Origin of the sequence: Fibrella arboris, from assembly GCF_041321095.1 — a bacterium.
In the GTDB taxonomy this organism is placed as follows: Bacteria; Bacteroidota; Bacteroidia; order Cytophagales; family Spirosomataceae; genus Fibrella; species Fibrella arboris.
Genome location: NZ_JBGGWE010000002.1, coordinates 489,935 through 512,675, shown reverse-complemented (window position 1 = coordinate 512,675; position 22,741 = coordinate 489,935). Strand labels below are relative to the sequence as shown.

Annotated in this window: 18 protein-coding genes; 11 read left to right on the top strand and 7 right to left on the bottom strand. The window is 48.1% G+C overall.

The genetic code is table 11. From position 1 onward, the window contains the following. The first annotated feature begins 75 nt into the window (after positions 1-75). From ACAW75_RS04630 to ACAW75_RS04615, 4 genes are read left to right on the top strand one after another with little or no spacing between them, the layout of a single operon-like run. The gene (locus ACAW75_RS04630) at positions 76-480 is read left to right on the top strand and encodes a MarR family winged helix-turn-helix transcriptional regulator (protein ID WP_370727506.1); all 405 of its coding nucleotides are present in this window, start codon (positions 76-78) and stop codon (positions 478-480) included. A 20-nt stretch (positions 481-500) separates the two neighbouring features. Beyond that, positions 501-956, top strand: a complete 456-nt coding sequence (locus ACAW75_RS04625; protein WP_370727505.1) for a DinB family protein — start codon at positions 501-503, stop codon at positions 954-956. A gap of 37 nt (positions 957-993) precedes the next feature. Beyond that, positions 994-1,530, top strand: a complete 537-nt coding sequence (locus ACAW75_RS04620) for a DUF4442 domain-containing protein (protein WP_370727504.1) — start codon at positions 994-996, stop codon at positions 1,528-1,530. Then, positions 1,527-2,240 carry an alpha/beta hydrolase gene (locus ACAW75_RS04615; RefSeq protein ID WP_370727503.1) on the top strand — a complete coding sequence of 238 codons (714 nt, stop codon included), beginning with the start codon at positions 1,527-1,529 and terminating at the stop codon, positions 2,238-2,240. The genes ACAW75_RS04620 and ACAW75_RS04615 overlap by 4 nt, the downstream gene beginning before the upstream one ends. Here ACAW75_RS04615 and ACAW75_RS04610 read toward each other — a convergent pair. Further along, positions 2,199-2,687: an FKBP-type peptidyl-prolyl cis-trans isomerase gene (locus tag ACAW75_RS04610; RefSeq protein WP_370727502.1), complete on the bottom strand. Its 489-nt coding sequence runs from the start codon at positions 2,685-2,687 to the stop codon at positions 2,199-2,201. The genes ACAW75_RS04615 and ACAW75_RS04610 overlap by 42 nt on opposite strands. Before the next feature lie 24 nt (positions 2,688-2,711). Continuing rightward, positions 2,712-2,954 carry a hypothetical protein gene (locus ACAW75_RS04605; protein ID WP_370727501.1) on the bottom strand — a complete coding sequence of 81 codons (243 nt, stop codon included), beginning with the start codon at positions 2,952-2,954 and terminating at the stop codon, positions 2,712-2,714. A 164-nt stretch (positions 2,955-3,118) separates the two neighbouring features. On the opposite strand from ACAW75_RS04605, the gene ACAW75_RS04600 reads away from it, so the two are divergent. Beyond that, entirely contained in the window at positions 3,119-5,230 is a 2,112-nt protein-coding gene (locus ACAW75_RS04600; protein ID WP_370727500.1) for a PAS domain-containing sensor histidine kinase, read from the top strand. Positions 5,231-5,333: 103 nt separating this feature from the next. Here ACAW75_RS04600 and ACAW75_RS04595 read toward each other — a convergent pair whose 3' ends face one another. The 3 genes from ACAW75_RS04595 to ACAW75_RS04585 all read right to left on the bottom strand — a co-directional run bounded on the left by ACAW75_RS04595 (position 5,334) and on the right by ACAW75_RS04585 (position 10,885). Continuing rightward, positions 5,334-8,639 carry a cellulose binding domain-containing protein gene (locus ACAW75_RS04595; protein ID WP_370727499.1) on the bottom strand — a complete coding sequence of 1,102 codons (3,306 nt, stop codon included), beginning with the start codon at positions 8,637-8,639 and terminating at the stop codon, positions 5,334-5,336. A gap of 408 nt (positions 8,640-9,047) precedes the next feature. Next, positions 9,048-10,211, bottom strand: a complete 1,164-nt coding sequence (gene dnaJ / locus ACAW75_RS04590; RefSeq protein ID WP_370727498.1) for a molecular chaperone DnaJ — start codon at positions 10,209-10,211, stop codon at positions 9,048-9,050. Positions 10,212-10,300: 89 nt separating this feature from the next. Next, entirely contained in the window at positions 10,301-10,885 is a 585-nt protein-coding gene (locus tag ACAW75_RS04585; RefSeq protein ID WP_370727497.1) for a nucleotide exchange factor GrpE, read from the bottom strand. A 435-nt stretch (positions 10,886-11,320) separates the two neighbouring features. Between ACAW75_RS04585 and ACAW75_RS04580 the strand changes: the two genes are divergently transcribed. The 5 genes from ACAW75_RS04580 to ACAW75_RS04560 all read left to right on the top strand — a co-directional run bounded on the left by ACAW75_RS04580 (position 11,321) and on the right by ACAW75_RS04560 (position 16,800). Continuing rightward, a complete protein-coding gene (locus tag ACAW75_RS04580) occupies positions 11,321-12,433 on the top strand; it encodes a tyrosine-type recombinase/integrase (RefSeq protein ID WP_370727496.1) in 1,113 nt (370 codons plus the stop codon). Between the two features lie 12 nt (positions 12,434-12,445). Continuing rightward, positions 12,446-13,540 carry a hypothetical protein gene (locus ACAW75_RS04575; protein ID WP_370727495.1) on the top strand — a complete coding sequence of 365 codons (1,095 nt, stop codon included), beginning with the start codon at positions 12,446-12,448 and terminating at the stop codon, positions 13,538-13,540. 100 nt (positions 13,541-13,640) lie between these two features. Continuing rightward, positions 13,641-13,994 (top strand): helix-turn-helix domain-containing protein, encoded by a 354-nt coding sequence (locus ACAW75_RS04570; protein ID WP_370727494.1) that lies wholly within the window; start codon positions 13,641-13,643, stop codon positions 13,992-13,994. 167 nt (positions 13,995-14,161) lie between these two features. Then, positions 14,162-15,793, top strand: a complete 1,632-nt coding sequence (locus tag ACAW75_RS04565) for a YfjI family protein (RefSeq protein WP_370727493.1) — start codon at positions 14,162-14,164, stop codon at positions 15,791-15,793. A 92-nt stretch (positions 15,794-15,885) separates the two neighbouring features. Continuing rightward, positions 15,886-16,800, top strand: a complete 915-nt coding sequence (locus ACAW75_RS04560; protein WP_370727492.1) for a BT4734/BF3469 family protein — start codon at positions 15,886-15,888, stop codon at positions 16,798-16,800. Between the two features lie 65 nt (positions 16,801-16,865). On the opposite strand, the gene ACAW75_RS04555 is transcribed toward ACAW75_RS04560, so the two are convergent. Both ACAW75_RS04555 and ACAW75_RS04550 read right to left on the bottom strand, forming a co-directional pair. Further along, entirely contained in the window at positions 16,866-18,551 is a 1,686-nt protein-coding gene (locus ACAW75_RS04555; protein WP_370727491.1) for a caspase family protein, read from the bottom strand. A gap of 61 nt (positions 18,552-18,612) precedes the next feature. Beyond that, a complete protein-coding gene (locus ACAW75_RS04550) occupies positions 18,613-22,266 on the bottom strand; it encodes a type IIG restriction enzyme/methyltransferase (protein ID WP_370727490.1) in 3,654 nt (1,217 codons plus the stop codon). Positions 22,267-22,382: 116 nt separating this feature from the next. Between ACAW75_RS04550 and ACAW75_RS04545 the strand changes: the two genes are divergently transcribed. Continuing rightward, positions 22,383-22,667 carry a hypothetical protein gene (locus ACAW75_RS04545; RefSeq protein WP_370727489.1) on the top strand — a complete coding sequence of 95 codons (285 nt, stop codon included), beginning with the start codon at positions 22,383-22,385 and terminating at the stop codon, positions 22,665-22,667. Positions 22,668-22,741: the final 74 nt, after the last annotated feature.

Here is a 22,741-nt window from a genome sequence, read left to right as displayed (position 1 = left end):
GCCACGGTAGACGAGCGTGGCTTTTTTATTGTGCTGGAGAGTTGCATATGCAACTTTGGTACTTATTTTTGCCACATGACAGATATAAACGCTTGTGTGGCAGGGCAGGTACGTCGGCTGGCGCGGGTAGTCACCAACCTCTACAATGATGCCTTTGTGGGGGAGGGGGTCACGTTTGCGCAGGCTAGCCTGCTCATGTATATGTTTGCGCAGCCCGGTGTGCGGCAAACCGTTTTGTCGCAGCAACTCCAGATCGAAAAGTCGGCGCTGAGTCGGGATCTACAGTTGCTTCAGCGCAACGGCTGGCTGACCGATAACATTCGACAGGGCCTGTACCTTACTGAAGATGGTCGCCTGCTGGCAAAACGCTGTCACAAGATCTGGAAAGCGTTGAACACCCAGGTACGTGAGCAGCTCGGTCCCGAAGCACTTACCGGCCTATCTGCGCTGTCGGAAGCTATTCGTCAATTACCTCACTAAACTTACCAACTCTTTTTTCGATGACTATTCAGGAAGTTTTAGCCCGTCAGTGGAGCGTCAATCAGCTCACGATCATGGGGCCGATCAACAAAATGACCGACGAAACGGCTCGGTTTCGTCTAACGCCCGACACGGCGTCGGCGGCATTTATCACCCTTCACACCGGCGAAGCGATACACCGGTTCGCCAAATTATTATTCAACCATGACACTGACCTGGAAACCCAGGCAACGGGTGGCATGTCTGACGATGGCCGGGTACTTGATCTGTCAATGGTGAGGCAGGTGCTCAACAGTGGATTTGCGCTCATTGCCGAACGCATCAAGCAAACGTCAGATGAGCAGTGGACAGAGATCGTGACCACACCCTTTGGCGAGATTCCACGGATGGGCGTTCTGCAGTTCCTGATGCACCATAACTCGTATCACTGCGGGCAGATTTCGCAGGCAATCAAAAAAGGAAAGCGCTACGCGTAACCGGCTGTTTTACTTCCTACTCAACGTTTCTACCCGTATGAAACCGACAGTGCTGCAAACTACCCGGACCGAATCGGGCAAAAGCTGGCGATTCAGAACGTTTATGAACTGGTATCCGATGTATTTCGGCACCGGCGGAAAAATCCTGTTCTGGTCGGGCGACTGGCGGGAAGTACACATACGCCTCCGCCGGAACATCTGGACCTACAATTATGTCGGGACAATTTTTGGCGGGAGTCTGTTCTCCGCATCCGACCCGTTTTACATGCTGATGCTGTATCATGTACTTGGGCGCGATTTTGTGGTGTGGGATAAAGCGGCCAGTATCCGCTTTCGAAAGCCGGGCCGCACCACGCTCTACGCCAGGTACGTGCTGACGGATGAACTGATCGACGGCATCCGGGCCGATGTAGCCGCCAATGGACAAACGGAACGCGTATTGCCACTCGAATGGGTTGATACGGACGGGGTCGTGTACGCCCAGCTTGAACGAACGCTTTACGTGGCAGACAAAGCCCATTACGAACACAAAAAACAGGATCGCCAGTCGTCGCGGTTCGATCGGAAGGCATGATCACAGAACACCACGTAACGGTTCAACGGACCGCCCGCTACTACACACTGGGCGGGTCTGCCGAAGCGGCGCACCGGCCAGGTACGTTGCCGGCGACGATCCGCCGGATCTGGTTTGTGCTCCACGGGTATGGCCAGCTGGCGCAGTATTTTATCCGTCGGTTCGATGTGGTGGCCGATGACGAAACCCTGATCGTTGCGCCTGAGGGGCTGTCGAGGTTTTATACTGACCAACAGTACGGAAAAGTGGGTGCGTCCTGGCTTACCCGCGAAGACCGCGACAACGAAGTGATCGATTACGTGGCTTACCTTGATCAGGTACTGGCTGAGGTTCTGGGAGACCGGACGCTTGACGATCTAGACGTTACACTGATGGGCTTCTCGCAGGGAGCGTCAACAGCCTGCCGGTGGGTCGACAAAAGCAGACAACTACGTGCTGACCGGCTACTGCTTTGGGCGGGCTATTTCCCCAACGGACTCAGTGATGTGCTGAGTCCCGAAACGATCATCGACCTCCCGGTTTCTTACGTGTATGGTGAGCAGGACGAGTACATCAGCCAGTTGAGCGACATCGATTTGTACCTGAACCGCCTCAAGACCGATGTGCCTCAGTTGGAACTGGTTCCTTTCGAAGGGAAGCACGTAGTAGATCGGCAGGTGTTGGTAAAGCTAATCGACCGTCAGCAGATCGATTTGGAAGATCAGGATTGACTTGGCCGGAATACCCGACTGCTCCTGCTCGCCGTAAGCCAGACTTGGGGGAAGATACAGGGTGATGCGTCCACCGGGGGCAATCAGCGGAATGCCTTCCTGCCAACCCAGAATCAATTGGTTCAGACCAAAGCGCACGTCGTCGCCGCTATCGAAGGAAGTTCCATTGGTTAATTTCCCAGCGTAATTGACCGATACGCGCGAACAAACGGTAGGTTTAGTGCCTTTGCCCGGATTCTGAATCGAATAATAAAAACCCCGTTCATCGGCCACAGCCTCAATCTTGTTGGCATCGATATAGGCTTTCAGGTCGGCTTGCTCAGCCTTGGGCGCGGTGGTAGTAACGGGTGTGGCCTCGCAGGGCGTCTGATCGCCAGGCTGGCAGGCCGTTAGGAGCGAAACGATGGCCAGGCAATAGATCGTTGTTGACTTCAGGTAGTCTATCATAGCGGCAAGTTAGCCGTAAAATGACTAGCGGCCATTGACCACCGTCTGATCAGTGCCACGCGTCAATCGACTAAAGGCGTCTCGCCGCCCCTTCACATCCGCCTCATCGAACCGCCGAAAGGTGACCCAGTCGACATACGCGTAATTGGTCTCCGTATCCAGAAAACCGCCTGATTCCAGTTGCCTGGTGTCCAGTTCAGGTACGTAGACCACCGTCAGTGTTACCGATACACGCGGCTGAGGGTAGAAAGTCCAGGTGAGTTTCATGCTATTCCGTATCGGATCAATAAGATTGACTGAGTTGACTCAGGTTAATGACCACCATCAGGCCGGCATAGTTCATTCCTGATTGCCACTACCTGAAAACCAGTGTCGACTTTTTCACGGCTGTCTTCTTATTTTGCACGATCATATTCTATTTAATCAGCCACATGATTGGTCCTGATAAGCCGACGCCAGCTAATACAGTACCGCAGCAACCCGATCCTGGCTTTGCACTACAGGCGGCAGGGCTCGGAATATGGGAGTTGGATCCCACCACAAGACTGATAAACTGGGACGATCAGTGCCGCCGTTTTTATGGCTTCCCGACTGGTGGGCCAATCCACTACGCGCAAACGCTGACGGCCATTCATGCCGATGACGTTAGCCGGGTCAATCAGGCTGTTGAGTGGGCCATGAACCCGCAGTCTGAAGGTCTACTGGACATCACCTACCGACTGGTTGATTTTGCCGACGGCAGGCAGCGCCGGGTACGGTCAACCGGACGGTGCTTTTTTTCGGACAAACATCAAGGGCTGCGCTTTGCGGGTGTATTGCAGGAGGTTACCCCAACCACATTGGATTGCCAGCAACGGGAGCTGGCAGAGAACGCGCTCAATTTTCGGTCACTTATTGAGGAAGCCCCCGTTTCTACCTGTCTGTTTGTGGGTCGCGAGCTTCGGATCGAGGTGGTGAATGAGGTCATGCTTGGGTACTGGGGGCGAGACAAGAGCGTGGTTGGCAAAACGCTGATCGAGGCTTTGCCTGAACTAAAAGGGCAGCCTCATCTTCAGATTCTGGATGAAGTGTTCACGACGGGAAAAACCTATTCGGCCCGTAACGTGAAGGCCGAGCTGTTTGTTGATGGCCAACTGCGAACGTATTACTTCGACCTGATTCATAAACCTATCCGGAATGCGAATGGCGAGGTGTACGCCATCATGGATATGTCGACGGATGTGACACAGCAAGTGATAGCGCAGCAGCAACTGGAGGAAAGCGAAGCGAAGTTTCGTACCCTGATCGAAGAGGCGCCAGTGGCCACTTGTCTGTTTGTGGGCCGCGAAATGCGGATTGAGATTGCCAATGATAAAATGCTTGGTTTCTGGGGGAAAGACCATACTGCGCTGGGCCTGCCCCTGGCAGAGGGTGTTCCTGAGTTGAGGGGCCAATCCTTTCTGACTATACTCGACACCGTATTTACGACAGGCGAGGCCTACGAGGCACGGGATGCCCGCGCCGAGCTAAAAGTAGGTGGTGTGCTGGGTACGTTCTATTTCGACTTCACCTACAAACCTTTACGTAACGCCGCCGGTGAGGTATACGCCATCATGGATATGGCTGTTGATGTAACAGAGCAGGTACTTGCCCGCCAGAAACTGGAAGAGAGTGAGGCGCGCTATCGTTCGTTGTCTGTTCAGCTGGAACAGCAGGTGCATCAGCGCACTGAAGAACTGGCGGCTATGAACGAGGAGTTGATGGCTTCCAATGAAGAACTGCTCGCCAACTATGATGAGATGGCGGCCACCAATGATCAACTAAATGAACTGAACCACCTGCTCAGCCGCTCGAACGAGAATCTGCAACAGTTTGCCTACGTGGCCAGTCACGATCTGCAGGAGCCACTTCGTAAGATCCAGTCATTCGGCGCCTTATTGCACGATCAGTTTGCCGACACCCTGGGCGGTGGCATCGATTACCTGGATCGGATGCAGGGAGCCGCTGGCCGAATGTCGACCCTGATTCAGGATCTACTGACTTTCTCCCGCATTGCTACCCATCAGGAAACCAAAGCACTCGTCGATCTCAATCAGGTAGTGACCCTGGTGCTCGGCGATCTGGAAATGATTATTGCCGAGACAGGCGCTAGTGTGTCTGTCGATACACTACCAACCGTGTTGGGCGATCAGTCGCAGTTAGGACAGCTCTTTCAGAATTTGATTAACAATGCCCTTAAATTCCGGCGACCTGACGTACCGCCTCAGGTTTCAATAAAGGCCGACGTGTTGCGCAATTCACAGCTTCCGGCAACAGCCAGACCTAACCGACAGGCCAAATCTTATTACCGGATTGACGTGGCAGACAACGGAATTGGGTTTGAACAGAAATATGTAGACCGAATTTTTCAGGTTTTCCAGCGGCTGCACGGAAAGAGTAAATATGCGGGCACGGGTATTGGCCTGGCCATCTGCGAGAAAGTAGTGGCCAATCATGGGGGAACGATCACCGCTACCAGCCAGCCAGATGCTGGCGCTACGTTTAGTATCTACCTGCCAGCGTAGTTAGTCCTTGCCGGAGCAGTTTGTCGGTATTCATCAGAAGCCAAAGGGCCCACTCCCAATTGAGCGGGCCCTTTGGCGTATAAAAGGTACTACTGAGTACAGGCTATTCGGCTTTAAGTACCCTCACCGTCCGGCTCTGAGTGGGGGTGCTTACCTGCAGCATAAGAACACCAACACCCTGGTTCCCTACCGATAGGTCATGCTGTTCCACGTCTTGCGGACTAGCCACCAGCTTCCGGGCAACAACCTGACCCTGAGCCGTGACAAGCTGAACTTGCAAAGGTTCAGCGCGGGCTCCCGTGACCTGAAAGGAGACGACATCGTTCCGTACCGGATTGCCCATCAGCGTTACCGCCAGCTCCGTACCGGGCTCAGCCGAGGCTATACGGGCCGAGGCCGTGCTTGCTGGCTCAGTGCCCCACGCACGCTCACCGGCTACGTAAACCACTACGCGGTTATTCTGGCTGCGGTCGGCGGGTTGCTCCTGGTAAGAATAGTCGTTTGTCTGGTTGAAACGACCACCCTGGGGTTTGCTGATGCGGTAGCGAATGGTTCCGGTGCTGCTTTGCGGGGCTAGCTGACCACTTTGGTTAAAGCTGATCTCCACGTACCGATCTGCGTTGGTGGCGGCGGGAGACAACGTGTAGAGCTGCGCGCGCACATTGCCCTCATCTACTTCCACCTGCAGGTTTTCCGGGCCATCGGCGGTGAAGTAATACCGCACCTTCAGATCGCTGTAGTTAACCGCTGTGTTTCCCTCGTTACGTACCTCCAGGTACGTGTTGATCTGCGTGGCCGACGGGCCATTCTTGCTTTCTGTCAGTGCGCGCAGGGTCCGGCCCGAAGCAGTCGGTGGCGGGCTGCTTGTGCCTGGTTCCTGACCCGCAATCAACACGCCGTTATAATAAGCTGTGATACGTGAATTGGCGATTAGCTGGTTGCGCACAGTGGCATACGAGTAATCATCCAGTTCGTTGAGGGAACCGTAGTCGCCTTTGGCGAAATACGCCTGAATCGACCCTGAGTTGGCTCCCGGTGCCAGATTTCCTGCTCCCGACGTAAAGCTGAACTCTACGTACCCCTGAGCACCCTGTTGCGCAGGTGAAAGGGGTACGTAACGAAGCCGCACATTCTGATTGCCTAGCTGCGCGTAGTTGATAAACAGGTTGCTTAGCGTGGCGGCATTTTCAACCGTCACGTAGTAGCGTAAGGTCAGGGCTGAATAAGGCAGAGACAGGCTGCTGTTGTTTTGAATCTGCAAGACGGGTTGGATGGCATTATTGTCGGCGTAGTTATCCACGTCCCGATGCAGTATTGTCAGCAACGGCGAAACGGGTGGCTGGATCGTCAGCAAAAATGTAGTAGACCCTGACAGGCCGCCTGGATCGGTCGCTGTTACTGTAATGGAAAAAGGAGAGCCAATGGCTGTCAACGGCGTGCCGCTGATGGTAGCCGGTGCAGTGAATGACAATCCCGCTGGCAGGCCAGTAACCGATAGCGTCAGTGAAGTAGGGGTTTGCAGGTCGGTGAACGTGTTGGTCGGAATGACGTAAGAAAAAGCTTCGCCTACCCGCCCAGACTGTGCCGGAATGGCGTTGGCAACCGTTGGAGCGGTGTTACTCGCCTCCAGGGCTCTGTCTGCCTGAATAAACCCATAACCGGTTCCTGTATCGAAACCGGTATCGAAACCCGTTGTCGCCGGGTCGTCCATATCCAGTGCCGTTTGCTCCAGCAGGGTCAGGATTCGGTCTGGCGACAATTGGTTTCTGTTAAACTGCTGCAACAGTGCGGCAACGGCGGCGGCATGCGGAGCGGCGGCCGACGTACCAAAGAAGTTAGGAAAACCATCGCCTTCGACGTCACTGCCGAAGAACGTTGTGTTACCGCCATCCACTGAGGTGATCTCTGGTTTCTGACGGATCACCGTAGCAATGCGTTGCCCGGCGGTGTTGAACAGGATAGGAGTTCCACCAGCCGACGAGAAGCCTTCGAGTACGGCAGTCGTCAGCGATGGGTTGAACACTGGTGTCCGGCGGTAATCAGCTGCACCGGTAGCAATAGCACCAGCGGCATTGGCGTGGCCCACACAGGTAGAACTCCGGGTAGGGTATTCAAAGGTGATGCCCAGCCCGTTGGTGAAAGCTACCCACTTAACCAGCGTTGGAGCAGGGCCAGCATAATGGGCTATGATCAAATCATACGTTATAGCCGCGTTCGTAGTATTGGTTAACGTAACCAGCTCAAGGGGATCGCCACCCAGGTTATTCGTATAGCCGATGATATTTGACTGGAACGTGGTGCCTCGATAAACCAGAAGGTCCATGTCTGTTTGGGCACCAGCGCCGCCGCTAACCGAAGCGAACGGATTGTCCCACTGGAAACCCATTCGAATTGAGCTCCGGGCCGGTACGGTCACCGAATGACGAATGTCGCCGCCGCCAAAATTATGCGCCCCAATGTACGGGTCATTCGCGAATGGGCCGGCAAAGGGAGTAAGTTCCGAATACGCACTTTGGTAGGAGTTCCGGGCATTGTTACCTGCCGATGAGAAATACGTTACGTTCCGGGTCGACTTCACTTCATCGACCGCCTGGGCAATAATGCCGTCCTGGAAGAAAGGCTCCGCGAAGTAGATCACGTCGTCGACGATCACATTACAGCCTGCTGCTGCCAGATCCCGGATGCCTTTGGCAAACCCGGCCTGCCCTCTGTTTGCCGTATTAAAAGCAACGGCCGCGTCTGGGGCTACGTCGTGAACCAATTCAACCATCGCCCGCCCTTCGTCGGTTGCCGACGCAACGAGATAATCGTCGATCACCTGTACATTGGGTAAATCGCCGGAAGCTACCCCGGCAGCTGCGCCTCCTTTGGCGTTATACGAGTCCGAGATGACACCGATTTTAGTGCCGCTCCCCGTCACACTATTTACCTGCCGGGCCACATCGGCTTTCATCGCCCGGTCACCCTGCGACGTTACGTTCCCAATGTTGTGAATGGGCTCGTAAGAAGGACGGGCAAACCGAAGCGCACTCAGGTTTTTCAGCTCATCGATTTTGTCGATGGGTAGCAGTCCCGACACGATCCGCTTTTCGAAAATCCCTTCGGTTAAGCCCAGCGACTGTAGTTGAGCCAGTAACGTGGAGGCATCCTGCCCATCAACGACTACCGCCTCAATAGCAACCCTGTTATCCTCGACTCTGAGAAACTGATTCTGCTTGCCAAGCCCCTTTGTTTTCGACGATGAGTTAGACGAGGTGCCTGTGATTTCCTGCTGGATCCGCAGCAGATCAACCGTAATTTTCGCTTCGGACGCCTGCACTTTGTCCGATTTCTGCGCGTATGTTGCCGTAGTCAGTAGCAATAGTAAGCCAACTAACCAGCTATGCGCTAGTCTGGTAGAATGTTTCATTCGCATTTATGAGTTGAAAAAGTGAAAATAAATTTTCCAGAGACTGGAAGTGACAAGGCCTATCTGGTAGCTGGTGGTGCTCTCAGTAGGTAATAATCGGCGGTAAAAGGCATAATACTACTCATGATGGTATGATCAAGCCTTAATATTACTCTTACTCTGCCAACAAGCAAGAGTATTCAACTGATTATTAGTAGACGGTAGGACAGCAGGCCCTCCCGGAACAAAACAGGCTAGTATCCCTTGTCCAGGGCGAGTGCATGGCGTAGTCACCGCCAAACGTTGTCTTCGCCTTTTTGCGGGTCAGTTTTAATTGAAACAGCAGGGTACCAAACAGAAAAAGCCCCAAATGAGGGGCTTTCTCCAGACTTTATATCGCGGGATGGTGTTGCTTAAAATGCCTAAGACTTATCCGTGGAAGAAATCTTTCATCTTCTCGAAGAAGCCTTTATCGCTCTTATTCGGCTTGGGGTGGAAATTTGGCGATAAGCGAAGCTTTTCCAGGATGCCCCGTTCTTCAGCACTGAGTACCTTGGGCGTCCAGACATTGACATGAATCAGCTGGTCGCCCCGGCCATAGCCGTTCAGGTCTTTGATTCCTTTTCCTTTTAGTCGAAGGATTTTACCACTTTGTGTGCCGGCTTCGAGCGAGATGCGGGCCCGACCGTCAATGGTGGGCACTTCAACGCTGGTTCCCAGCGCGGCATCGACGAAATTGACGTACAGATCAAACACCACGTTGGTACCATCGCGTTTCAGATCGTCGTCTTCTTCCTCTTCGACTACGATCAGCAGATCGCCGGCAACGCCACCACGCGGGGGTACGTTGCCTTTGCCACCCACCGATAGCTGAATACCTTCAGCAACACCGGCTGGTATTTTGATTGGGATGACATCCTCCTGCAACACCCGACCTTCGCCATGACAGACGTCGCAGCGGTCTGTTACGATTTTACCCTCGCCATTGCAGGTACCACAGGTAGCCGTTGAGACCATCTGCCCCAGCATCGTGTTCACCACTTTGCGGGTCTGGCCCGTTCCCTGGCAGGTCTGGCAGGTTTGAACGGCAGTGCCATTTTTTGAGCCATTGCCGCCGCAGGTCTGGCAGGCTACATGGCGCTTCACTTTAATTTTTTTCTCGACGCCATTGGCGATCTCCTGCAGATCGAGCTTCAGCTTGATGCGCAAATCAGAGCCACGACGAACGCGCTGTCGTTGCTGACCACCGCTACGCCCTCCACCGAAAAACGATCCAAACGGAGATTCGTCGCCGAAAATATCGCCGAACTGGCTAAAGATATCGTCCATCGATGGACCGCCGCCACCGTACCCACCGGCTGCTCCGCCCAAACCAGCATGACCAAACTGATCGTACCGCGCCCGTTTGTTGTCGTCGCTCAGTACGTCGTATGCTTCCGCTGCTTCCTTGAATTTCTCTTCGGCGGTGGGGTCGTCGGGGTTTTTATCCGGGTGATGCTTGATCGCCATCTTGCGGTACGCCTTTTTAATATCGTCCGCCGAGGCTTTCTTGTCAACCCCCAATATTTCGTAATAATCGCGTTTCGTTGCCATCTGAATTAATGCGTGAATGAGCGAATAAGTGAAAGAGCAATTAGGCTGGGCTCGCTCATGCACTCATTCGCTCATTCACGCATTCTTTTTTATGCTCCTACAATCACTTTAGCGTAGCGGATTACCTTGTCGTTCAGCAGGTAGCCTTTTTCAATTTCGTCGATCACCTTCCCTTTCAGGTCTGCGGTAGGGGCGGGGAACTGCGTGACGGATTCGTGCAGATCGGCATTGAACGACTCACCTTTGCTGGCCATCGGCTTCAGCCCTTTCCCCTCCAGTATTTTTGTGAGCTTGCTATAAATCAGATTGATGCCTTCCTGGGCTGCTGCTACGTCGGTAGTGGAGTCCAGCGCCTGAATGGCCCGCTCGAAATCATCAACGACCGGCAACAGAGTGACCATTAATCCCTCGCTGGCGGTTGATATCAGGTCTAATTTCTCTTTGGCCGTGCGCCGCCGGAAGTTTTCAAAATCGGCATACAGGCGCAGGTATTTATCTTTCATCACGGCCAGTTCAGAGCCAATGGGTTCGGTTGCGACATCAGCATTATCGCCATCTGCCGTACCTCCATTTATCACGTCAGCCTCCGCGACCTCACGGTCTTCGGCCGAAATGGGTTCGGTTGAGTTGTCAGGTTGTGGCACAGACTCGTCCACTATGTCTTTATTTTCCATACAAACAGGTCGTATTTCATGCTAAATCGGGTTGCAAAGGTAGTTGCAAATCAACTGCCAAATCCACACAGGCTGACAAGATGACACACAGAGCCGCGAGCTGATCGGGCCTGGGTACGTTCCTGCCAAGCGTCGGCGTTGTGCAGGAACGTACCCAGGCTATTGTGAACAATAAAAAAGCCAGTCCTCATAGCGGGACTGGCTTTTTGGTTTACTTAACCTAAACTGAACTTACAAAACAACCCATGTCTAAAGACGGTTATATTTTAAAGATCATTGACTATCAGTTGTTTAGCTTATATGGTTTACCTGTTTAGTTTGGGTTCTTATGGGTTATTTTGGTCTTTTTTGTTCCTTATTTGTATCTTTGCGTAAGGAACAAAAACAAGAAAAAACTGCCTGTGCTGCTTGTATAGGCCGATTTTATCAACGTGTATGAAGGTTACTATACGTGAAAAGGCACTCGCAGACGGGCGTAAAAGTTTGTATCTTGATTTTTACCCACCAATACCGCACCCCCAGACCGGTAAAGACACTCGTAGAGAATACCTGAATCTATACGTTTTCGACAAACCCCGAACCCCTTTAGATCGCACACATAATAAGGAGACGTTAGAACTGGCAGAGAACACCAGAGCCAAACGGCAAATAGACGCGCAAAATGGACAGTATGGGTTCCTTGTGAAACGACCGGTGAAAACCGACTTCGTGGAGTACTTCACAGAGCAGGTAGAAGCCTATAGCGGGCGAAGCAAAGGCGCAAAGTGGGGATACCGCAAAACAGCCAGACTACTTACCGACTACTGCAACAATAAACCTCTACGCCCTAAAGAGGTGACCCGACAATTTTGTGAGGGGTTTCGTGGCCATCTGGAGACTCTACCGGAAATCTCTCATAATACAGCCGCGCTCTATTTTACCTATTTCAAAACTATACTTAAACGTGCCGTAGTTGATGGGTTTCTTGATGCGGAACCACAAGTGAAGCCAATAAAAGAGCAGGATGCACACCGGGAGTTCCTCACTATGGAAGAGTTGATAAGGTTGTCAGAGACTGGCACCCAGCGTCCTGATCTGAAGCAGGGGGCATTGTTTTCGGCCCTTACCGGCTTACGCTTTTCGGATGTAGCCGCGCTAACCTGGCAACAGATACACAAGACCGCCGAGGGATATTCTATCCGGTTAAGGATTCAAAAAACGCAACGGAGCGAAACTATACCCATAAGTGATGAGGCGAGAGCCCTACTAGGCGAAGAAGGAGTAGCGGCCGACAGGATATTTCCAAGACTTAACTATACCGTATACCTGAACAACCTGCTCAAGATGTGGGTGAAGGAGGCTGGTATTGATCGTAAGATCACGTTCCACTGTTTCCGGCATACGTTCGCCACGCTACAACTATTAGCCGGTACAGATATATACACCGTCTCAAAGCTACTTTCTCACAAGAACTTGAGCACTACACAGATTTATGCCAAGGTAGTTGATCAGACAAAACGGGATGCCGTTAACCGGCTTTCGTTAGCCGTTAAAGTAAATAATGGCTAGACAGAATAGTATATGAATGGTAACGAAGATTTCCAAAAGTTCTTTTATTCTAAGATCGAAAGTTCGGTTGCACAGTGTATTCTCGGTCTGTTACCTCCTATCGTGTTTCAAGATGAGGAAGTGAACGTAAATGGTTTAAGGTGGACTGTTTTTAACAGGTTAAATAATCACTTCAAGCGAATTGTCAAAGTCGCTGATGATTTTAACTCAATGGCTGGAGATTATAAAGCAGTTTTCAAAATTAGGGGGTATAGGAAAGCGGAGAATGATAATGTTCCAATACGATGGGGTGATGTTAGTCACTATTTACATGAAATAAAAAGGGACATAAAAAAGCTCACTGAAGCAGATCTGCGTTTAGAGATTCGGGATAACATTTTACAATTATCACTAGAAAATAGAATAACTTATTTGAATGAGTGGATTGGATTGATTGATCGGGTATATTTTTATAGTAAAGGAGCGTTTGAAAATCAATTGAAAAATATAGAGAAGCTATCAGGTACATTCATAGATGAGGAGACTTTCAAACATTTTTATGTAGCATTACTATTCGTCCTTGCTCCATACGATGACATTGCTAGAATAATTATTGAGCTTTTAAGTAAAGATGTTGCTTATAAGAAGTACCCCGATTTGATGACTATTAGGTGGGAGCCAAGTTATGAGTCCGGTTCATTTGATGATTATATCGAATATCTGAAGCATTCAGATTACCAGCCTCTACCGTCTCCGACTGAGAAAGACCTCTTACCCCCACCGGTGTCTAACCTGCCTGTCTTATTCATCGTGCCTGAAGTACGGCAAACTTTATACGATGCTCTTAAACCGTATGTTAATGAAGAGGAACGCCCCGCTCTCTTGGCTCTATTAGTTGATAGCGAGACTCCTGCTACTCTGATAAATTATCACTGCAAGCAGAACAGCTTTGCTTATGTATTTCACGTATTGTACAAGGATAATAAGATAACTAATCTACCAAAAGATATAGCTAATTGGATTTGTGCCAATTTTAGCCCGGCTAATTATGACACCATTTACGATATAGTTAGAGGAAAAAGCGGAACAGCACCTACGAAAAGTAAGCGAATCCCGATTAACCCATAAAAAACAATACCCTTTCTGTACCCCTATCACACCCTGTGGGCTTGATAGGGGTATATTTTTGTTATGTCCTTGCCATCGGCTTTGATAAACCAGCCGATATATGATAGTCGATTTTAACAAGATTGCAGATGAGGTGAGCGAGACGCGCCAACTTGTGCAATCGTTACTTGACCGGCTTAACCAGCCGATAGCCGACCCCGCCCCGGTTGAAGAAACACCTCTCAATGTTCAGCAAGCTGCTGAGTTGCTGGACGTGACACCTGCCACTGTGTATGACCTTGTACACAAACGGCGTATCCCAAGCCACCGCCCTGGCAAGCGGCTATATTTCCTTCGCTCTGAGTTAATGCAATGGATTAAGAACGGACGCCGTAACACAGCGGATGAACTTGTTGCTACCGCTACCCGTCGCCCAACCCGTCAACAAAGTAAGGGAGGGCGTAATGCATTGTAAGAACTCAATCGTATGCACAACGCTCCTGATCTACTAGCTTCTATAGCTCTGTTTTGTCTATTCATGGCCACCAACACGTGGCTTTGCTGCCGAAAGAATCGCCGTTAAACTGCATCCACACAAAAGGGTCGATGCCCCCGCACCGACCCTTTGCATGCCTTCCAGTTATGGAAACTAATCAAGGTAAAGATACGCCTAAACCAACTGAGGATAAATCCTACCGTCCGCCTCTGTTCGATCTAGCTGATGAGACATTAGCCGCAACTGCTGATTATAGGTTCGATGCCGACGTAGCGGAATCCCCTGAACCCAAATGGAATAAACCTCAACCAATAGAAAAGCATTTAATCCCCGTTTCGCCACTCGAGCCGGATATGATACCTAAACCATTACGCCCCTGGCTGTGTGATGTTGCTCAGCGAATGAAATGCCCATTAGATTTTGTAGCGGCAACCGCGGTAGTGATGATATCCTCCTTGATTGGCACAAGGTTAACCATAAAGCCAAAGACTCGCGATGATTGGACCGTAGTACCTAACCTTTGGGGAGCTGTTATTGGTGAGCCGTCTACTATGAAAACTCCCTCAATCAGTGAAGTGCTAAAGCCCCTTAGCCGTTTGGTTGCTGTAGCACGTGCTGACTTTGAGGAAGCTTTAGCCCAGTATGAGCGGACATTAGTTGAGTACGAGGCACAGAAGAAAGCGTATGCTGCACAGGCACAGGACCGGCACAAGGGGAAGAAAATAGACAATCCAACTCCTTACCCAGAAGCTCCAACAAAGCCCAAAGAACGGCGATATATGGTCAATGATACGACTGTTGAAAAACTAGCCGACCTGTTGAATGAAAACCCCGTCGGACTTTTACAATTGAGAGACGAATTAACTGGCCTGTTAGCTAGCTGGGACCGAGCAGGGCATGAACAGGATAGAGCGTTTCATCTGGAAGCCTGGAATGGCAGTGGGTCAATGACTATTGATCGGATTGGGCGCGGTACAACCCATGTAAACGTTATATGCGAATCACTTTTTGGAGGCATCCAGCCTGCTAAGCTTTTACCCTATTTGCACGCGGCTACTGGGTATGAAAACGATGGATTTGTCCAACGTTTACAGATTGCCGTTTTTCCTGACCGCGCTCAATGGGAGTACGTCGATGACTACCCCGACAAAGCAGCTCGAGACAAAGCGTATAATCTTGTTCAACAGATCGCTGACGCTGATTTTAAGGCAATTGGCTTTGATACCAGTGAATTTGAGAAATTCCCCTTCACCCGGTTTGACATCACTGCCCAGGATCTTTTCAAGCAATGGCTTACCGATTGGGAAACCAATGTGCTACCAAACGAAAGGGGCCTGTTACAGGAACACTTCACTAAATACCGCTCGTTGATGCCTGCTCTTGCTCTCATCTTTCATGTAATCAACTGCGTTGCCAATCCAGCAGTAACCTCGTCAAATATTGAAAAGCAGCTTGTGACAATAGAGGCCGCACAAATGGCTGTAAAATGGTGTGACTATTTAATGAGCCATGCCCGGCGTATATACGGACTTCTGATTACGGCTAATATTGAATCAGCGAAGGAGCTTATCTACCACCTGAAAAAAGGAGATCTGAAAGACGGGTTCAAAGCCAGAGACGTATACCGCAAACAATGGATGTACCTGACAACAAGTGAGCAGGCTGAAGCAGCACTAAGCCAGTTGGTAACTCATCACTATATAGTGGAAGTTCAGTCACCACAGACAGCGAACGGCCGCCCCCCTGCTCCCTATTACCTCATCAACCCAAAAATCTAATTCAAAGCGTAAGGTGAGGTACTGACTAAACTGACAAAAGGGGTTTGGTCAGTTTAGTCAGTACCTCACCTTACGCTTGAAGGTAAAGCAGTATGGACAACCAGCAGCACCGCCCAACCCTATTAGATGTACCGATCAGCTTCTTTGAGTTCGATTATCAACGGGGCAACTTTGCCAACGTACCCAGCCAGCAAACAACCTTAAGACGGGTTGCCAGAACGAAGTACTATCAGACCAATATCGAGAGAATACGGGCCGAAATAGATAAAGCCGCGCAAGAGCAACTCAAGAAGCAATTACCGGCAATTAGCCCGGTAGCGCTGATGTACCACCGTCGACGGGACACCAGCTTTGCCCAAAAGATTAAACAGCAGTGGCCGCTATTGATGGGCGACATTGACCGGAAAGAAAACCCCGGCGTTGATATGGCCGAACTCAAAACACATCTTGCCCGCCTGTCTTATGTTCTGCTTTGCGGGTATTCAGTACGTGGTGGAATATGGTTTGTGGTTCGACTACCAGACCACCAAACCCCCGACACTTTAGCGGCTCATTTCCGATACATACAAAAGCTGTTCAGCAAAGTTTTTGGCATCTATTTGGATAAGACAAAAGGTGGTAACCCCACCGACTTACGGTTTGTCTCTTATGATGCTAACCCATACATCAACGAAGTAGCTACAGTAATGAAGGGAACATGCACCCCGCCGCCACCAAAGCCCCTCCCGGTTGAATGTAGCCAATTCAATGGCCAGGATGAGGAACAACTACTAACCCGGCTTGTTCGCTTTGCTGAGGCCACAACAGAGGGCAACCGGCATGACATTCTATTGAAAGCTGCAATAGTGGCTGGTGGGTACGTGGCCGCCCAACGGATAGAAGAGCAAAACGCCGTGTATGCTTTAGAGACCGTAGCAAGCAATTGGCCTAACTACACCAAATCGCAAAAGACTATCCGGGATGGTATCAGATATGGTCTAGCGAAGCCGCTGTCTGTATACAGATGAGAAGACTTATCACACTGCACATATAAGACGAATTACTAAAGTTTAAAAACGAAATAACTCAATAATCAACTATATCTGTTCTTTACAACAAAGCTGTTCATAATTAAATCGAAGTATTTATTATAATATAATCTATCCATTTTCATTGAGGCAATATTTACTTGGAAGTTAACAGTGGTAATATAATTAGAGTACACTGCTAAATATACTCTACAATAGTATTTGATAGTGGTATCTAATTGATTAAACGTTCCATCGAAATCTGCCACAGCACCAAAACAGCCGTCTATGACTACACGTTTAAAATTCACATTTTCTGGACTTTGTGCACTAAAAGAACTAATAACGTTTTCTTCTTCTAGTATAGCATCAGCAACCTCTTCTGCTTGAGTTGATTCAACTGAGTCTATATCTATGTCATAGATGTCGGAAATCAACTGGACAGTCGAGGTCGATATTATATTTTTAAAGTAATTTTTTGCTAGCCATAATACATTTGGACGTTTTCCGTCTCTGATTGTCCAGCTTCTTGGATACTCTATAATAAAATTTAATCCCTTAGATTTTTTCCAATTGCTTGAGCCTATGCTTTGTTTGAAGTTTTTTATATATTCCATAATTGGATTGTCTGCAATTTCGGGAATATTGTTGATAAAAGCTGCGCAATATGGTTGAGGCATAATTCCTTGTGCTCTCAAATTTAAATCACCTATAACACTTAACGTTTCATCGAAACTAATGTCTAAGCCATCTATTTGTTTTTTTATGCCTTCTTCTAACTCAATGTTAAATTGTTCCCACGCTTCATTTGGTACTATTTTCTTCATATTTTCAATGATTCTATTTACAGAAACTAAGAAAGAGTTTTTCCATTTTGCCTCTGCTATAATAAGATCAAATCTTAGTATGGGAAATTTATCTGATAACGTCTTGATCGAGTAACTTTGACTTAAATAGTAGCTATATGTATCTGCCAATTGAAAAAATTCATCTTCACTAATATTGTCTTCAGCAATTTTAGTTTTGGTAAAAACCATCTGTCCGAGTTGATGGCCTATTCCATCAATATGACCCCCTACAGGTTGTTGAGTAGTATTGGTACCTGTTAACTTTGTGACGTAATTAATTATTTCAAAAACAGACATGAATTCAGAGTCATTCTCATTAAAAAGCTTCAATAATGCTTTTGAAAAAGGGCTACCGTCTCCCTGTTTACCGTCAGATACAGTTTCTTCTTTCCCAGAGGCTAAGTACCATCTTGATTTATCAATATCCAACTTGGCATAATGATTTCCTACACTAGATGCCGCTCTAGTTTGCGAAAGAAAAGTGCCAGAAAAGCATGAATCAGAAATAAGAAAAATGTGCTTTGCATTAATATCTTCTAATTTATCTTTAATAGTAGAGTTTGATATATAGTCACTTTCAGAATTTGACGCATCATTTGGAACCCAGTAACCTTTCTTAGTACTAGGATTCATCGAACCATGCCCAGCATAATAAATAACTAGATTATCTTCTGCACTGATTATATGGCTCAAATGACTCAATTTTTCTATTATCTCTCTCCGCGTGGCAGCAGAATCAAGTATTGGATCAAAAGCCAGTTCAAAGCTATAATGCTCTGTGAGAACTTTTACTAAATTTAAACTATCATTAACAGAATTGGGTAAGTCAGAATACATATCATTTTGATACTTACTAATTCCAATTACAAGCAAATAGTTGATTCTCTTCTTTGGGCGCTGCATTTTATTGATATTTAAAAGTGTTTATGAAGCTTTATAAAAAGAACTTTAAAAGCAACACATATTACCGCCCCTCTACAATCGCTATCTCTTCATCCGTCAACCCATAAAGCCCATAAACCAGTTGGTCTATCTCTGATTCTAACACCGACGTGTCAGCGGTTGGATTGGTAGCTTTGACTGTCAGAATTTGATTAATAAGATTTACAAACGGTTGTTGCTCGTTCTGACTAGTAACTTTTATTGGCAGTTGACGAAACTCTTCAACTCTAATTTTAGGGAACAAGTCGTCAAATTCATTTTTTTCTAAACGGAAAGACCAAGCTAGTAGTTTGGACGAAACAACTGCCAAGACGTACTTAACATTTAAAGATGAGTTGCGAGGCTTTGCGATATATAAACTACGGTCAATAATAATATCTTCATCAATATAAGCGGCAACCAATCTCTTCTTTCCGAGGATTTCCCTAATTATAAGTCTCTCTCCGGTGAAATAGCGTTCTTCACGAGGTCTGGATAGCCAAGAGCCATAGCTTATGTAATTATTAAAGTCTTGCTGATAGTTAAACTCTTTTACGTGTTTACCGCGAATCTCTGGTTTGTATGTATCATCTTTCTTATACGAAGCATGATAAAGCCTTTTATTGATAATATCTTTTGTTTGTATTGACGAAATTTCGTAAGGTTTGACCCCCGGAGATGTGTCATAATAATCTTCGAGTTTCTTAGACTGATTTCGTATCTTTTGCAATAGCTGTTTACTAGCATTATTAGCTTCTACATCAAATACATACCCTTCGTTGTCAGAAAACCTTGATTGTGGCATTTGATTTCTATCGACTATTATATTAGAATCAAAGTTCCAGATTTGAACATTCCCACTATAGGTACTTTTAATAGCTATCAGGATTGATGTATCTACCTGTGCTTCTTCAAAAGCCTTAGCTATGTTTGGATTTATTGATAGTATATTAAGATTGTCTAAGATGAATTTCCTACAACTTGACATCATAAGATTTTTGAGCCATGAATTTGGGGTTATGAGTCCAATTAGTGCATTTTGAGAAACTAACGTTACAGACTTCTCAATGAACAATACATATAAATCTAACTGATATTGGGATGTAAAGTAGTGGCGTTTATAATACTGCTTTTCACTCTTGTTAAGAGCAAATGAACCTGTTACATACGGTGGATTGCCAATAATTGCATTGAAGCCAATAAAGTCGCCTTTGTCGTCCAATACTTCAGGAAACTCAAACCGCCATTCAAACGAACCACGATACAGGGCGTTATCTTCTATGTCTGCAATCTCAGTTTCGATCTGTTCAATGTACTTGTCGAGCCGTTTCTTTTCGACTTCTACTAACTTAGGGTCTTTGATAGCATTGCCGAATACATCAATATTATTGTTGAGCAATACCCGTTGACCTCTTAGCGTGGCTAGCTTCTTACGGCGTGGGTCCCGGTTGTACACCGTTTCACGAAACTGGCTTTTGATCTCGTTTATGAATCGCAACAGATCAGCTTTAGCGTCTTTACTCTTTGCCTCTTTGTAGGCCGCTACCGCGTCTTTGTAGGTACGTAGCGAAAACTTCTGTTTTTTGAACACGTCGCTCAGATCTTCAGTGAGGCTAAACTTGCTCAGTAGGCTATTACCCTGCTTGATGTTGATGTCAATATTAGGCAGCGTTTCCAGTTCGGCAAAGCCTGATTCGTCCGTATAGTAGGCGTTCTTCAGCAACTCAATCCACAGCCGCAACCGGCAAATCTTTACAGAGTTGGGGTTAATGTCAACGCCAAACAGGCAGTTTTCAATAATGGTCTGTTTTTCGTGAAACAGCGTCTTTTGCACCCGTTGGCGTTCAGCTGTTGGTTTGTCCGTTGCTCCCAACACGTACTGAAACGGTACTTCGTCTTCATCCTGAACAATCAGTTCATCGTTCAGGATGCTTACCGTATAGTCTTTTATCCGTTTGCCGCTTTGGTCTACTAATACGCCCAAATCAGACTTCACGGCAATCAGTTCGTTCAGGGCTGATACCAGAAAATGACCGGACCCAACGGCTGGGTCACAGATACGTATTTCGTTAATGAGGCCGTTTGCTTCAGCCCGGTCAAAGTCTTTGTTTTCCAAAGCTGCAAAGTCGGCACAGTCCCAGCCTTTGGCCTCATTGAACTTTTGCACCACCGCCTTACGAATGGTTTCGCGGCACATATATTCGGTAATGAACCCCGGCGTATAGAATGACCCGTCTTTATATCCATTGATCTTCTCGAAGATCAGACCCAGAACAGAGGCGTTAATCAGCGTCCGGTTCTTTTCCTGTATGACCTCTCGGCTCTCGGAAGCAAAGTCATACGCCTCTAAGAAAGCAAACAGATAAGCCAGCGTAGGTAAGGCTTTGGCGGTTCGATAGGACGGGTTATCGTTTAGCACACTTTGGCGCAACAGCGGTAAGGTTTGGCCGTTGTCTAGCTGATTGATACCCAAAGTATCATTTTCTAAGTCAGTAACTTCAAACAGCGAACTGTTCAGGTAAGGAACCCGCCCAAATTTAGCCTGAATAGTGGCTTGGCGCTCGGATGGTTTGCGGGCCAACACCCGAAAGAACAGTTTATTCAGTTCGTCAAAGTCTGGTATCGTTTCCCGGTTTAGAAAGGCATAACCTTTATTGCCGTTGTGATAGGTCACTAACTGCGATTCCAGCAGCTTCAGGAACAACACCCGGTTAACCCACGTAATGCACAACTCCAACGCAACACTGAACAGTTGTTCATCAACGCTTGCCCCGTATTGGCCCCGGTCGTGTAGTTGGTAAAACTTGCCGGATGAATCCAGTTCAGCCAGGGCATTTTCTAGTAGTGACCCCTCATCCCGCTTACCCGCTTCTTTGCGCCGTATCACTTTCTTACCACCATCTTTGACCTCTTCCAAGCCGATCAGGTGTAGGAGTTCCCCGTAAAATTTAGGGTTCAACCGGTTACTGTCTGTAGCCGTTGGCAGCTTCAGCAGGTGAGTTGGGGAGAGTACCTTGTAAAGCGGTAGCAGGGCTTTATCATTGGCCGGGTCACTATCGGTAACAATGGTCTGAAAGTCCCGTAGATCGAAATGAGTAAAGGGTATTTCCTCATCAAGAGCCGCCAGGAAGGGTTTAGCAATCTCATTATAAAACAGGTCATTGTTGGTGCTGACTTTCCGACCACCTGCCCAGTCTCTGTAGTCTTTGGCTAACTGAGCGTCCCGAAAGAATATCCGATCAATAACCACTGCATCAAAGATGAACCACTCATATACGTTAGTCACTACGCAGTACCGAATATCGTTATTATGCGCGTCTATGCGTTCTCTGAAGTAGTAGAGTAGCAGTTCGTGAAAGGCTTTACCATTGAGGTTTTGGCTGGTAATCATTTCGCCCTTATTGGCGGGTCTTTTCACTTCAACCAGCACCCCGGCCGGTGTAGTCGCATCTTTCCCGGTATGAATGACAAAATCAGTTTTGCCTTTGGGTGCAACGATGTGAGTGTCTTTGTAATAGACCTCTTTTAGAAAGTCCATCAAATGCCCTTTTACGTTTTCCTCACTCTCCTTTTCATTGATAAGGCCCAACAGTTTTACAAAACTGACTTTGAAACGGTCAATGTGTTCACGGTTGCCTGATTGTAGCCGGTACGCTTTTTCAAGGGATTCAGTAGGGGTAAGGGACTTAAGCAGCATTTTTTGTATCTTTAAGTGAGGCGAATGTAGCGTAGGGCCAATAGACAAACAAGCCTACTTGCTAGCCACATGAGGGGAATTAATCAGGTTTTTCTAAACTCGTCTACTTTAGATAAATGGCACACGGAAAGAAAACGGGGGGGCGCAAAGCGGGAACTCCCAACAAAGTAACCGCCGATCTAAAAAGCCGTATCAACGCCCTAATCGAAGAGCAGTTTGATGCAATCACCGGTGATCTTGAGCACCTGGAGCCTAAAGACCGAATTGCGGCTTACCTCAAGTTTTTAGAGTACGTATTACCTAAGCAGAGGGAACAGAAGACAGATGTTAATGCTCGTCTGGACACGTTGAACGAAGACCAGCTTAACTCACTTATTGATAAAGTTTTAGCCAACGCCTAACCGTAGGAACCATGCCCTTTGTTATACTTGAGCCACAGGACCCCCGCTATAAGAAGCTAATCAGTGTAGCCCTC

Coding starts and splice junctions, on each gene's coding strand:
- ACAW75_RS04605 (WP_370727501.1), bottom strand. CDS start 2,954: ATGAAACTCACCTGGACTTTCTACCCTCAGCCGCGTGTATCGGTAACA.
- ACAW75_RS04630 (WP_370727506.1), top strand. CDS start 76: ATGACAGATATAAACGCTTGTGTGGCAGGGCAGGTACGTCGGCTGGCG.
- ACAW75_RS04595 (WP_370727499.1), bottom strand. CDS start 8,639: ATGAAACATTCTACCAGACTAGCGCATAGCTGGTTAGTTGGCTTACTA.
- ACAW75_RS04610 (WP_370727502.1), bottom strand. CDS start 2,687: ATGATAGACTACCTGAAGTCAACAACGATCTATTGCCTGGCCATCGTT.
- ACAW75_RS04560 (WP_370727492.1), top strand. CDS start 15,886: ATGGACAACCAGCAGCACCGCCCAACCCTATTAGATGTACCGATCAGC.
- ACAW75_RS04575 (WP_370727495.1), top strand. CDS start 12,446: ATGAATGGTAACGAAGATTTCCAAAAGTTCTTTTATTCTAAGATCGAA.
- ACAW75_RS04615 (WP_370727503.1), top strand. CDS start 1,527: ATGATCACAGAACACCACGTAACGGTTCAACGGACCGCCCGCTACTAC.
- ACAW75_RS04580 (WP_370727496.1), top strand. CDS start 11,321: ATGAAGGTTACTATACGTGAAAAGGCACTCGCAGACGGGCGTAAAAGT.
- ACAW75_RS04620 (WP_370727504.1), top strand. CDS start 994: ATGAAACCGACAGTGCTGCAAACTACCCGGACCGAATCGGGCAAAAGC.
- ACAW75_RS04625 (WP_370727505.1), top strand. CDS start 501: ATGACTATTCAGGAAGTTTTAGCCCGTCAGTGGAGCGTCAATCAGCTC.
- ACAW75_RS04585 (WP_370727497.1), bottom strand. CDS start 10,885: ATGGAAAATAAAGACATAGTGGACGAGTCTGTGCCACAACCTGACAAC.
- ACAW75_RS04555 (WP_370727491.1), bottom strand. CDS start 18,551: ATGCAGCGCCCAAAGAAGAGAATCAACTATTTGCTTGTAATTGGAATT.
- dnaJ (WP_370727498.1), bottom strand. CDS start 10,211: ATGGCAACGAAACGCGATTATTACGAAATATTGGGGGTTGACAAGAAA.
- ACAW75_RS04550 (WP_370727490.1), bottom strand. CDS start 22,266: ATGCTGCTTAAGTCCCTTACCCCTACTGAATCCCTTGAAAAAGCGTAC.
- ACAW75_RS04600 (WP_370727500.1), top strand. CDS start 3,119: ATGATTGGTCCTGATAAGCCGACGCCAGCTAATACAGTACCGCAGCAA.
- ACAW75_RS04570 (WP_370727494.1), top strand. CDS start 13,641: ATGATAGTCGATTTTAACAAGATTGCAGATGAGGTGAGCGAGACGCGC.
- ACAW75_RS04565 (WP_370727493.1), top strand. CDS start 14,162: ATGGAAACTAATCAAGGTAAAGATACGCCTAAACCAACTGAGGATAAA.
- ACAW75_RS04545 (WP_370727489.1), top strand. CDS start 22,383: ATGGCACACGGAAAGAAAACGGGGGGGCGCAAAGCGGGAACTCCCAAC.